Here is a 12,865-nt window from a genome sequence, read left to right on the forward strand (position 1 = left end):
TTCATGTCCAGTTTGTATGAAAAGCCGAGGCATCGCTATCCCTTGTATGTTTTAATCGGTATTACGTTTATATTGCTTATCATTGTTACGTACTTTGAATGGATGATTGGGATAGTTGGTGCTGTGCTCCTTGGCCCTACGTTGTTTCACGTCTTTCGATCGTATAAAGTTGCAAAAGAGGAAATTGAAGATTATATTTCTACTCTCTCTTATCGGATAAAAAAAGTTGGAGAAGAAGCGTTAATGGGGATGCCAATTGGCATTATGCTCATTAATGAGGAGTTAGAAATTGAGTGGACAAACTCTTTTTTATCTTCTTGTTTTGGAGTGGATACGCTAGTTGGACAATCATTATATGATGTTGCTGAACAACTTGTTCCGCTCATAAAAACAGAGGAAACGGAAGAAGTCATTACATTTCACGATCGAACATTTAAAGTAATTATTCGCCGAGAAGAACGATTACTTTACTTTTTTGATATTACGGAACAAGCAGAACTAGAGAAAAAATACGAGCAAGAAAAGATCGTAGTAGGCGTCATTTTTCTTGATAATTACGACGATGTGACGCAAGGAATGGATGATCAAACGAAGAGTCAGCTCAACAGCCAAGTGACGTCCATTTTAAATCGATGGGCGAGTGAATACGGCTTATTTTTAAAGCGTACGTCGTCAGATCGATTTGTGGCTGTGTTAAACGAATATATTTTACAGCAACTAGAAAAAAATAAATTTTCTATTCTAGACGAAGTGCGCGAACAGACGGCGAAAAATCATGTTCCGCTAACGTTAAGTATCGGAATAGGAACAAACTCTCCGTCTTTACCAGAACTCGGGGCGTTGGCGCAGTCTAGTTTAGATTTAGCACTTGGACGCGGCGGCGACCAAGTAGCGATTAAACAACCGAACGGTAAAGTAAAATTTTATGGCGGGAAAACGAATCCGATGGAGAAACGAACGAGGGTTAGAGCTCGTGTTATATCGCATGCGTTAAAAGAGCTCATTTTAGAAAGTGAGCAAGTGTTTATTATGGGGCATAAATATCCCGATATGGATGCTATCGGTTCGGCTATCGGTATTTTAAAAGTGGCCCAAATGAATCAAAAAGAGGCGTTTATTGTCATTGATACAAACCGTATTGACTCTGGCGTACAGCGATTGGTTGAGGAAGTGAGAAAACAGACGGAATTGTGGTCACGATTTATTTCTCCTGAGCAAGCATTGGAGTTAGCGACAGAAGATACGTTGCTCGTTGTTGTAGATACGCATAAACCTTCGCTCGTCATTGAAGAACGGTTATTGTTACGGTTAGATCGGGTTGTAGTGATCGATCATCACCGCCGTGGAGAAGAGTTCATTCAAGATCCGATTCTCGTTTACATGGAGCCATATGCATCATCTACGTCAGAGTTAGTGACGGAATTGTTAGAATATCAACCGAAGCGCTCGAAATTGTCTATGCTTGAGGCGACAGCTTTATTAGCTGGTATTGTTGTTGATACGAAAAGTTTCACATTACGCACCGGCTCACGAACGTTTGATGCCGCTTCATATTTACGTGCTCAAGGAGCAGATACGACGCTTGTCCAGAAACTGTTAAAAGAAAATATTGAGCATTACATTAAACGTGCTAAAATAATTGAGAACGCTATCATTGATGAACATGGTTTCGCAATTGCAAAAGGAAATGCTAATGAAGCATATGATCCTGTATTAATTGCTCAAGCAGCGGATACGCTATTATCTTTACATGGTGTTGTTGCTTCTTTTGTTATTTCGAAACGGAACGATCAAACGATCGGAATTAGCGCTCGGTCATTAGGAGATGTAAACGTGCAGTTAATTATGGAAAAGCTTGATGGTGGCGGTCATTTAACGAATGCGGCCACTCAGCTTGCTAATGTAACAATTGACGAAGCAGAAAAACGATTGAAGGCAGCAATTCGAGAATATATTGAGGGAGGTACAAAAACATGAAAGTTATTTTCTTAAAAGATGTGAAAGGAAAAGGGAAAAAGGGAGAAGTAAAAAACGTTGCTGATGGTTATGCGCAAAACTTTTTATTTAAACAAGGACTTGCTATTGAAGCAACACCAGGCAACTTAAAAGCATTGGAAGCGCAAAAAAATAAACAAAAGAAAGAAGCGGAAGAAGAATTAGCTCGAGCGAAGCAACTGAAAGAAAAAATTGATACGTTAACTGTTGAATTATTTGCAAAAGCTGGTGAAGGTGGTCGTCTATTCGGTTCAATTACAAGCAAGCAAATTGCAGAGGCGCTTCAGCAACAACATGATATTAAAATTGATAAACGAAAAATTGAACTAGATGATGCCATTCGGGCGCTTGGCTATACAAATGTACCAATTAAACTTCACCCAGAGGTAACTGCTACATTAAAAGTACATGTACAGGAACAAAAGTAATGAAATGTGATTTTATGCCGGATTTTTTTCCGTGCATATAATCACATTTTTCTTATGAGAAAGGACGGTGAGCGTACATGACAGACATATTTGCTGATCGACTCCCCCCACAAAATATTGAAGCTGAACAAGCTGTGCTCGGAGCGATTTTATTGGAGCCATCCGCGCTCACAACTGCTTCAGAAATATTAATTCCCGAAGATTTTTATCGAGCGGCCCATCAGAAAATTTTCCGAACGATGTTACAATTATCTGATCGTGGCGAACCTGTTGATCTTGTGACAGTTACATCAGAATTAGCAGATGCAAATGCACTTGAAGAAGTGGGAGGCGTTTCGTATTTAACGGAGCTTGCAAATGCCGTTCCAACAGCGGCCAATGTGCATTATTACGCAAAAATTGTAGAAGAAAAATCTATTTTGCGCCGTTTAATTCGTACGGCTACATCCATTGCTCAAGACGGCTATACGCGTGAAGATGAAGTAGAAGATGTGTTAAATGAAGCCGAGCGAAAAATTTTAGAAGTATCTCAACGGAAAAATACGAGCGGATTCCAAAATATAAAAGATGTGCTTGTTCAAGCATACGACAACATTGAAATGCTCCATAATCGGAAAGGTGAAATTACCGGAATTCCAACAGGGTTTATTGAACTTGATCGGATGACAGCAGGATTTCAACGAAGCGATTTTATTATTGTTGCCGCTCGTCCGTCTGTTGGAAAAACAGCATTTGCATTAAATATTGCTCAAAATGTAGCGACGCGTACGGGGGAGAATGTGGCAATTTTTAGCTTGGAAATGGGAGCGCAACAACTCGTCATGCGTATGCTTTGCGCAGAAGGGAACATTAACGCTCAAAGCTTACGAACCGGTAAACTGACGCCAGAAGATTGGGGAAAGTTAACGATGGCGATGGGAAGTCTGTCAAATGCCGGTATTTTTATTGACGATACACCGAACATTCGTGTTAGTGAAATTCGTGCCAAATGTCGTCGCCTAAAACAAGAACAAGGACTTGGTATGATATTAATCGATTACTTGCAGCTCATTCAAGGAAGTGGACGCAATCGTGAAAATCGTCAACAAGAAGTATCAGAAATTTCCCGCTCGCTAAAAGCGTTAGCTCGTGAATTAGATGTCCCTGTCATTGCTTTATCCCAGCTTTCACGTAGTGTCGAGCAACGTCAAGATAAACGTCCGATGATGTCTGACTTACGCGAATCGGGGAGTATTGAACAAGACGCGGATATTGTTGCTTTTTTATATCGTGATGATTATTACGATAAAGAATCAGAAAACAAAAACATCATTGAAATTATTATTGCAAAACAACGGAACGGCCCTGTTGGTACAGTACAACTTGCTTTTGTAAAAGAGTATAACAAGTTTGTCAACTTAGAGCGCCGCTTCGATGATGCAAACGTTCCGCCGGGAGCGTAATTTATACGAATAAAAATAAAGAGTGAACACATAAATGTTCGGTTTTTTATTGATTTTTCATAGTTGATTTGGTACACTTACTATGTTTGGAATTGATGAAGCGGAGGTGCTCGCTATGTCTTCAGTTGTTGTTGTTGGAACACAATGGGGCGATGAGGGAAAAGGAAAAATTACAGATTTTTTATCACAGCATGCAGAAGTCATTGCACGATATCAAGGTGGAAATAACGCCGGACATACGATTGTATTTAACGGCGAAAAGTATAAATTACATTTAATCCCTTCTGGTATTTTTTATAAAGATAAAATTTGTGTCATTGGAAATGGGATGGTTGTCGATCCGAAAGCGCTCGTACAAGAATTAGCATATTTACACGAGCGTGGCGTAAGTACGGAAAATTTACGCATCAGCAATCGCGCGCACGTCATTTTGCCTTATCATTTAAAGCTTGATGAAGTAGAAGAAGAAAGAAAAGGGGCGAATAAAATCGGAACGACGAAAAAAGGAATTGGCCCTGCTTATATGGACAAAGCAGCGCGTGTCGGTATCCGAATCGCAGATTTGCTTGATCGTGAAGTATTTGAAGAAAAATTAGCTCGCAATCTAGCAGAGAAAAACATGCTTTTTGAGAAAGTGTACGGTGTAGAAGGATTTAAGTTAGAACACATTCTTGATGAATATTACGAATATGGACAGCAAATCGCAAAGTACGTTTGTGACACATCTGTTGTATTAAATGATGCGCTTGACGAAGGACGCCGTGTTTTATTTGAAGGTGCCCAAGGTGTCATGTTAGATATCGACCAAGGCACGTATCCGTTTGTTACATCGTCAAATCCTGTTGCTGGTGGGGTTACGATTGGGGCTGGTGTTGGTCCGACAAAAATTAAACATGTTGTTGGGGTAGCTAAAGCATATACAACACGTGTCGGCGACGGTCCGTTTCCAACGGAGTTAAACAATGAAATTGGTGATCGTATTCGCGAAGTAGGGCGTGAATACGGAACGACAACGGGACGTCCACGCCGTGTTGGTTGGTTTGATAGCGTTGTTGTTCGTCATGCACGTCGCGTTAGTGGTATTACAGATTTATCATTAAACTCGATTGATGTGTTAACAGGTATTGAAACGTTAAAAATTTGTGTTGCTTACCGTTACAAAGGACAAATCATCGAGGAGTTCCCTGCGAACTTAAAAGTGTTGGCGGAATGTGAGCCGGTGTATGAAGAATTGCCGGGATGGACGGAAGATATTACAGGTGTCAAAAGTTTAGATGAGCTTCCAACGAACGCACGTCGTTACGTTGAGCGTATTTCGCAATTAACAGGTATTCCGCTTTCTATTTTCTCGGTTGGACCAGACCGTTCTCAAACAAATGTTGTCCGCAATGTGTATGCATGAAAAATACGTCGATGAGCAAATCATCGACGTATTTTTAAAAAACTATTGTTTTATTGTTACTTATATAGTAAAATAATAAATGTCTTTTGGATGCGGTTCCGTGGTGTAGGGGTTAACATGCCTGCCTGTCACGCAGGAGATCGCGGGTTCGAATCCCGTCGGAACCGCCATTTTTATTGGAATAGTTACTTATATCGCTCGGTAGCTCAGTCGGTAGAGCACGAATGAATAAGCTTCTTTGAGAAGCAACAGCGTACCGCTCGAATCGCATCTTGAGTAAACAAGCTGAGAGCGGGACGAAGGACGTGCATGTTTCAAACAAATGAACGATAGTAAATGGGTTATTTATATGGCTCGGTAGCTCAGTCGGTAGAGCACGAATGAATAAGCTTCATTGAGAAGCAACAGCGTACCGCTCGAGTCACATCTTGAGTAAACAAGCTGAGAGCGGGACGAAGGACGTGCATGTTTCAAACAAATGAATGGTAGTAAATGGGTTATTTATATGGCTCGGTAGCTCAGTCGGTAGAGCACGAGTGAATAAGTTTCTTTGAGAAGCTACAGCGTACCGCTCGAGTCACATCTTGAGTAAACAAGCTGAGAGCGGGACGAAGGACGTGCATGTTTCAAACAAATGAACGATAGTAAATGGGTTATTTATATGGCTCGGTAGCTCAGTCGGTAGAGCAAAGGACTGAAAATCCTTGTGTCGGCGGTTCGATTCCGTCCCGAGCCACTTGTAAGCATAGATACATATGTGTGTCTATGCTTTTTTGTTTTATAATGGTGACATGGTACACTATATGTAAATATGTCTTTTGGGGGAGTGAATATACATGGAGAAAAAAATTTTAGTTGTTGATGATGAAAAACCGATTGCTGATATTTTGCAATTTAATTTAAGAAAAGAAGGATATGACGTACATTGTGCATATGACGGTGTGGAAGCGCTACAAAAAGTAGAAGACATTCAGCCTGATTTAATTTTATTAGATATTATGCTACCTCAAAAAGATGGAATGGAAGTATGTCGCGAAATTCGTAAAAAATATGATATGCCGATTATTATGTTGACAGCGAAAGATTCTGAAATTGATAAGGTGCTTGGGCTAGAACTTGGCGCAGACGATTACGTTACGAAACCATTTAGCACACGCGAACTGTTAGCGCGTGTCAAAGCTAATTTACGGCGTCACCAACAAAGACAAGAACAAGATGTAAAAGAAATGAGTGAAATAAAAATTGGCTCGCTCACCATACATCCAGATGCTTATACTGTATCGAAACGAGGAGAGCAGATTGAACTAACGCATCGGGAATTTGAACTTCTTCACTATTTAGCAAAGCATATTGGACAAGTGATGACGCGTGAACATTTACTGCAAACGGTATGGGGATACGACTATTTTGGTGATGTGCGCACCGTTGATGTAACTGTGCGACGTTTGCGTGAAAAAATCGAAGATAACCCTTCGCACCCGACATGGATTGTGACAAGACGTGGGGTAGGATATTATTTGCGAAATCCAGAACAGGAGTAACCGCATGAGAAAGGTAAGTATATTTCAATCGATTCATGTGAAATTTGCCTTGATTTACATTTTGCTTATTTTAATTGCAATGCAAATTATCGGGGCTTATTTCGTGCGCCAATTGGAAGCGCAACTTGTTGAAACTTTTAAAAACTCATTAAACGAACGTGTCATTTTACTTGCTTATAATATTGAACAAGAAATGAACAAAGAACGTGATAAAAAAAGCCCTACACTCGAAGAAGAAATTCGGACTATTTTACAAGATTTTGTTTCACAAGATATTTCTGAAGTGCGCGTCATTGATCATAAAAGTAAAGTATTAGGAACATCGAACCCATATAATCAAAATATTGTAGGAAAGCGGACGACAGATTTACTAATTAAACGAACATTAGTTGCGGGCGAAATGACAGAAAAAATGCTTGTTGATCCAAAAACAGGTCATCGTATGTATATTTCTTCTACGCCCATTAAGGTGAAAAATGAAATTAAAGGGGCAATTTATGTCATTGCTTCGATGGAAAATGTTTTTGCGCAAATGAGGCAAATTAATAATATTTTAGCGACAGGAACAGGCATTGCTTTAGCCATTACTGCATTGTTAGGCATTTTGTTGGCACAGACCATCACACGCCCGATTTCAGATATGCGTAAACAAGCATTGGCAATGGCGAAAGGGAATTTTTCCCGAAAAGTAAAAGTATATGGATACGATGAAATTGGACAGCTTGCGCTTAGCTTTAACAACTTAACGAAAAAATTGCAAGAAGCGCAAGCGACGACAGAAGGAGAGCGTCGTAAATTAGAATCGGTATTGACGCACATGACAGATGGTGTGATTGCAACAGATAGAAAAGGACGAATTATTTTAATTAACGATGCTGCGCTAAACATTTTAAATGTTTCACGTGAAACAGTGCTTTCTGCACCGATTGTGACGGTATTAGGATTAGATGAACAATATACGTTCGAAACGTTAATTGAAGAACGTGAAACATTAATTTTAGATTTTAGTACAGATGACGAAATGTACATTTTACGTGCCTCTTTATCTGTGATTCAAAAAGAAAAAGGATTTGTGAACGGATTAATTGTTGTGTTGCATGACATTACGGAACACGAAAAAATTGATCGTGATCGTCGAGAGTTTGTAGCGAATGTTTCGCATGAATTGCGAACGCCACTAACGACGATGCGCAGTTATTTAGAGGCGCTCGCAGATGGAGCATGGCGGGATGAGGAGATTGCCCCGAGGTTTATTGAGGTGACGCAAAATGAAACAGAACGAATGATTCGTCTTGTCAATGACTTGTTGCAGCTTTCTAAGCTCGACAGTAAAGATTATAAATTGAAAAAAACACGTGTACATTTTATCCCGTATTTCCATAAAGTCATCGATCGATTTGAATTAACAAAAAAAGAGAATGTTTCGTTTATTCGAGATTTCCCGGATGAGAAAATGATTGTATATATGGATGAAGACAAAATTACTCAAGTACTCGATAACATTATTTCTAACGCCTTAAAATACTCTCCACAAGGAGGGAAAATTACGTTTCGAGTAAGAAAAAGAACGGACTATATTGAAGTAAGTGTAAAAGATGAGGGTGTCGGCATTCCAAAATCGGATTTATCTAAAATTTTTGAGCGTTTTTATCGTGTCGATAAGGCGCGCTCACGTAAACTCGGTGGAACAGGACTAGGTCTTGCTATTGCAAAAGAAGTTGTCGTCGCACATGGAGGACGTATTTGGGCCGAAAGCCAAGAAAGAAAAGGGACAACTATTTACTTTACTTTGCCGATTGAACAACAGAAAAAAGGATGAAAACGATGAAATACGAAACGATTAAGTCCATTGTATTGACGATTCTTGTATGTACGAGCGTTTTTTTAACGTGGAGTTTATGGACGTATCAGCCGAAATATGACTTTATTGAAAACGCAAAATACATTCAAAACGTCCCTGTCAGCAATGTTGCTGTTGATTATAGTACGGTTATTCAGCCACGTTATATTTTTATTCATAAAAATGAACAACATTATGGAATGACACATCACTCGGATATTTATAAATTTATGAAAGAGATGAAAAATTGGACGTTCGATCATTTCGAAAATATATCAAGCACAATTAAAAAAGAACAGTTTCTTTCGTTTATACATGGGAAAGGAAAAATTGAAATTATTTATCCTGATGACATACCGATCGAAATGTATCGAACGATATTTCAATTTGAAGACCAGGATATCGAAAAAGTTCAGTTTGATCGCATCATCATTCCGATGAATGAAAACGAAGAAGAAATGAATGTCTATTTCGTATCTGCCAATGAGAAGCGTATATATAAAGCGGTTGTTCAAGATGCGGTGATTGAAAATTTGAAACAAACATATTATGCGCGGGCAGAACGTTACACACCTTTTTTATCTTATGACATTAGCGAGACAAAATCGTTGTTTTTACCCGCTCGTCCCCTCGTATTAAACCGCTTGCAATACTACATGGACGAGTTAAGTAGCGATCGTTTTAAAGATGCATTATTTACAGACCCAAGTTTTGTGAAAAAAGATGTACTCAATTTTGGTGAGGAGTATACAGACGGGTCGCGTTTAATGGATGTTGATTTATCCAAAAAATTGTTGTTGTATGTCAATCCAGCTGCCCGTGGCGAGATAAAGGCGGCGGATCCGACGGTTTTGCAAAAGAGCATTGATTTTGTGAACGATCATGGCGGTTGGACGGATACGTATTATTTTGATCAGTTAGACGAAAATGGAAGAAAGGTAACCTTTCGTTTGTTTGCCAATGGCTACCCTGTATTTAATCGTTATGGAATGGCAGAAATTGTGCAAATATGGGGAGAAAATGAGATTATGAATTACCAACGTCCGTTATTCACATTGGCCATTCCTGACCGGGTAAGTTTACCAATTACACTTTCCTCCGGATATGAAGTCATTGATCAGTTGAAAAAGCAAAAAAATATTCAACATGAATTCATTGACGATATTGCGATTGGCTATGAGCTCGTTCGTGATTCGGAGCGAGAAAATATCGTCATGTTAGAGCCGAGCTGGTATTGTTTGTATAATGGAACATGGCGAAAAATTGTGATGACGACAGATGAACGAAGAGGGGATATCATTGGATTGGAGTAAAACGAAAACGATTTTTATTATTACATTTCTCATTCTGGATATATTTTTAGGTTACCAATTCATCCAGAAAAAAAATAGTAGCCAGCTTGATGTGATTTTGGAAGCGACTATCGAGGAACAGCTCGAAGCGGATGGCATTACATATGTCGATTTACCAAAAGAGATCACGAAAGCGACATACGTTAGTGGGAAAAGTAAAACGTTTACGGAAGAAGAAGTCAAAAATTTGCCAAACCAACAAGTTGAAGCGGCAAACGAAACCGTTTTGCAAGCTCATTTTATTAAACCTGTGCCGCTACAAGATCCAAAAGACGGCTATCGCCTAACAGAGTTTTTAAGACAAAATATAATTGCAGGTGATCAATATACATTTTGGAAGTATGATGAAGACTTACAAGCGCTCATTTATTTTCAACAATATGAAGGGAAAACCATCTATAAAAATGTGAGCAGTATGTTGCTTATTTATGTGAATGATCGAAATGAAATGGTTGGCTATGAACAAACGTTGCTCGTTGATTTAGAGAAAAACGAGAAAAAACAAGAAATTTTGCCGGCGATTAAAGCATTAGAGACGTTGTATAAGCGAAATTACTTAAAGCCGGGCGATCGAGTAACAAAAATCGATCTGGGATACTATGCGCTCGTTCAGTTTACGACTTCGCAAGTATTAACACCGACATGGCACGTTGTTGTAAATGGAAAAACAGATTATTATGTGAACGCATTTGAAGGACAAGTCATTAGCGATGAAAATAAAGTGTTGGAGTGAATAACATGAGGTTTAGCGTTTTAGCAAGCGGCAGCACAGGCAACGCTTTTTACGTAGAAACGAAACGGGAGCGATTGCTTGTTGATGCTGGGTTAAGCGGCAAACAATTAGAACAATTATTTGCCCATATTGATCGCCGCATTCAAGATGTAACTGGTATTTTAGTGACACATGAACATAGCGACCATATTAAAGGACTAGGTGTTATTGCTCGCAAGTATCGCCTTCCGATTTATGCGAATGAAAAGACTTGGAAAGCGATGGACGGGTTCATCGGTGACATTCCGCTTGAGCAAAAATTTATTTTTCCAACGGGTTCTGTTCGTACATTTGGAGATTTGGATGTTGAATCGTTCGGTGTGTCCCATGACGCTGTGGAGCCGATGTTTTATGTGTTTCATTATGAAGGAAAAAAGCTAGCTCTCATTACGGATACAGGGTATGTGAGCGAGCGCATGAAAGATGTCATTCGCCATGCGGATGTATTTGTATTTGAAAGTAACCATGATGTAGAAATGTTACGTATGGGGAAATATCCATGGAACATTAAGCGACGCATATTAAGTGATGTCGGACACGTATCTAATGAAGACGCAGGTCTTGCTTTAGCAGACGTCATTGGTGATAAAACAAAGCGCATTTATTTAGCGCATTTAAGCCAAGATAACAATATGAAAGAATTAGCACGAATGACAGTGTCCCAGACGCTTGAGCGAAAAGGAATAGTTGTCGGAGAATCTTTTCAACTGTATGACACAGATCCAGCTCGTCCGACGGCACTGATTTCAGTATAAATTTCACCTTTTTTTCACCAACATGTCGTATGTATATTGTTAGATGCTTAGGGGAAAAGAAGGTTATAATGGAAAAGGGGTCAATATTTTAAAAGAAAGGACGGGTGAAAGATGGGCTATTATGATGATCATTACGAACATATTCGTCAAAAACAAAAAGGCAATCGTGGTGGAGCTTTTTTAGCGGGAATAGTCGGGGCTATTTTAGGCGGAATGATTGTCGTTGTCTCTATTCCTTCGTTAGTTAAATGGGATATTTTACCTTATAAACTTGAACAAACGGAAGAAAAACAGACGACTGTGACGGAGCAGCCAAAAGTAGATAAGAGTGTAGCAGTCGATGTTGTGACTCAAGTAACAAAAGCGGTGAATAAAGTATCAAATGCGGTTGTTGGCATTGTAAATATTCAAGAAGCAAGTTTTTGGTCAGAAGGCGGGGAAGCTGGAACAGGCTCAGGAGTCATTTATAAAAAAGAAGGAAATAAGGCATATATCGTAACGAACCATCACGTTGTTGAAGGTGCCAGCCGTGTGGAAGTAAGTTTAAGCGACGGAACAAAAGTGCCAGCCCGCTTACTTGGGAGCGATGTGTGGACAGATTTGGCCGTATTAGAAATTGACGCAAAACACGTAACAAATGTAGCTGAATTCGGAAATTCTGATGTCGTGAAAGTAGGGGAGCCAGTCATTGCGGTTGGAAACCCACTTGGCTTACAATTCGCAGGCTCTGTAACACAAGGAATCATCTCAGGAGTAAACCGGACGATTCCAATTGATATTGACCAAGACGGTATTCCAGATTGGCATGCGGAAGTATTGCAAACAGACGCTGCCATTAACCCTGGAAACAGCGGTGGAGCGCTCGTAAATATCGAAGGGCAAGTCATTGGAATTAACTCCATGAAAATTGCTCAAGAAGCTGTTGAAGGAATCGGATTATCCATTCCAATTAATTATGCCAAACCAATTATTGCTGATTTAGAAAAGTTTGGACAAGTTCGCCGTCCATATATGGGCGTAGAATTGCGTTCATTAAGCGACATCCCAGCATATCATTGGCAACAGACACTTCATTTACCGGCAAACGTCAAAGAAGGCGTAGCTATTTTACAAGTTGTACCGGGCTCGCCAGCTGCGCAAGCGGGATTGCGTGAGTTTGATGTCATTGTAGCGTTAGATGACGAAAAAATCGCTGATGTGATCGAATTAAGAAAACATTTATATAATCGCAAACAAATTGGCGATACGATGAAAGTAACATTTTACCGCGATGGCAAAAAACAAACGGTGACGTTAAAATTAGCGAAACAATCATTATAATGAAACGGCAGGGAATTC

General features: G+C 39.6%; 10 protein-coding genes and 2 tRNA genes. All 12 read left to right on the plus strand.

Going from position 1 to position 12,865, the window contains the following annotated elements:
• Positions 1-3: 3 nt before the first annotated feature.
• The 12 genes from HNQ84_RS12585 to HNQ84_RS12640 all read left to right on the plus strand — a co-directional run bounded on the left by HNQ84_RS12585 (position 4) and on the right by HNQ84_RS12640 (position 12,847).
• Positions 4-1,977, plus strand: coding sequence for a DHH family phosphoesterase (locus tag HNQ84_RS12585; protein WP_435622321.1), 1,974 nt, complete (start codon positions 4-6; stop codon positions 1,975-1,977).
• Complete coding sequence (gene rplI / locus HNQ84_RS12590) at positions 1,974-2,423, plus strand: 50S ribosomal protein L9 (protein WP_435622322.1); 450 nt, start codon at positions 1,974-1,976, stop codon at positions 2,421-2,423. Before HNQ84_RS12585 ends, rplI begins: the two co-directional genes overlap by 4 nt.
• A 77-nt stretch (positions 2,424-2,500) precedes the next feature.
• Positions 2,501-3,865 (plus strand): replicative DNA helicase, encoded by a 1,365-nt coding sequence (gene dnaB, locus HNQ84_RS12595; protein ID WP_435622323.1) that lies wholly within the window; start codon positions 2,501-2,503, stop codon positions 3,863-3,865.
• 115 nt (positions 3,866-3,980) lie between these two features.
• Positions 3,981-5,267, plus strand: coding sequence for an adenylosuccinate synthase (locus HNQ84_RS12600; protein ID WP_055440860.1), 1,287 nt, complete (start codon positions 3,981-3,983; stop codon positions 5,265-5,267).
• 94 nt (positions 5,268-5,361) lie between these two features.
• Positions 5,362-5,437, plus strand: a tRNA-Asp gene (locus HNQ84_RS12605).
• A 493-nt stretch (positions 5,438-5,930) separates the two neighbouring features.
• Positions 5,931-6,003, plus strand: a tRNA-Phe gene (locus HNQ84_RS12610).
• Between the two features lie 100 nt (positions 6,004-6,103).
• The gene (gene yycF, locus HNQ84_RS12615; protein ID WP_032101636.1) at positions 6,104-6,808 is read left to right on the plus strand and encodes a response regulator YycF; all 705 of its coding nucleotides are present in this window, start codon (positions 6,104-6,106) and stop codon (positions 6,806-6,808) included.
• Positions 6,809-6,812: 4 nt separating this feature from the next.
• Positions 6,813-8,627, plus strand: a complete 1,815-nt coding sequence (gene walK / locus HNQ84_RS12620; protein WP_435622324.1) for a cell wall metabolism sensor histidine kinase WalK — start codon at positions 6,813-6,815, stop codon at positions 8,625-8,627.
• A 5-nt stretch (positions 8,628-8,632) separates the two neighbouring features.
• Positions 8,633-9,961 (plus strand): YycH family regulatory protein, encoded by a 1,329-nt coding sequence (locus tag HNQ84_RS12625; protein WP_183242642.1) that lies wholly within the window; start codon positions 8,633-8,635, stop codon positions 9,959-9,961.
• A complete protein-coding gene (locus tag HNQ84_RS12630) occupies positions 9,948-10,733 on the plus strand; it encodes a two-component system regulatory protein YycI (protein WP_183242640.1) in 786 nt (261 codons plus the stop codon). The genes HNQ84_RS12625 and HNQ84_RS12630 overlap by 14 nt, the downstream gene beginning before the upstream one ends.
• A 5-nt stretch (positions 10,734-10,738) precedes the next feature.
• Positions 10,739-11,527 carry an MBL fold metallo-hydrolase gene (locus HNQ84_RS12635; protein ID WP_183242638.1) on the plus strand — a complete coding sequence of 263 codons (789 nt, stop codon included), beginning with the start codon at positions 10,739-10,741 and terminating at the stop codon, positions 11,525-11,527.
• A gap of 111 nt (positions 11,528-11,638) precedes the next feature.
• Complete coding sequence (locus tag HNQ84_RS12640; RefSeq protein ID WP_183242636.1) at positions 11,639-12,847, plus strand: S1C family serine protease; 1,209 nt, start codon at positions 11,639-11,641, stop codon at positions 12,845-12,847.
• The last annotated feature ends 18 nt before the right edge of the window (positions 12,848-12,865 follow it).

Origin of the sequence: Anoxybacillus eryuanensis (assembly GCF_051200995.1) — a bacterium.
In the GTDB taxonomy this organism is placed as follows: domain Bacteria; phylum Bacillota; class Bacilli; order Bacillales; family Anoxybacillaceae; genus Anoxybacillus; species Anoxybacillus tengchongensis.

Bases quoted from the DNA above. Each gene is read 5' to 3' on its own strand.
- HNQ84_RS12600 (WP_055440860.1), top strand. From the start codon at position 3,981: ATGTCTTCAGTTGTTGTTGTTGGAACACAATGGGGCGATGAGGGAAAA.
- HNQ84_RS12625 (WP_183242642.1), top strand. From the start codon at position 8,633: ATGAAATACGAAACGATTAAGTCCATTGTATTGACGATTCTTGTATGT.
- HNQ84_RS12635 (WP_183242638.1), top strand. From the start codon at position 10,739: ATGAGGTTTAGCGTTTTAGCAAGCGGCAGCACAGGCAACGCTTTTTAC.
- HNQ84_RS12585 (WP_435622321.1), top strand. From the start codon at position 4: ATGTCCAGTTTGTATGAAAAGCCGAGGCATCGCTATCCCTTGTATGTT.
- HNQ84_RS12640 (WP_183242636.1), top strand. From the start codon at position 11,639: ATGGGCTATTATGATGATCATTACGAACATATTCGTCAAAAACAAAAA.
- yycF (WP_032101636.1), top strand. From the start codon at position 6,104: ATGGAGAAAAAAATTTTAGTTGTTGATGATGAAAAACCGATTGCTGAT.
- walK (WP_435622324.1), top strand. From the start codon at position 6,813: ATGAGAAAGGTAAGTATATTTCAATCGATTCATGTGAAATTTGCCTTG.
- rplI (WP_435622322.1), top strand. From the start codon at position 1,974: ATGAAAGTTATTTTCTTAAAAGATGTGAAAGGAAAAGGGAAAAAGGGA.
- dnaB (WP_435622323.1), top strand. From the start codon at position 2,501: ATGACAGACATATTTGCTGATCGACTCCCCCCACAAAATATTGAAGCT.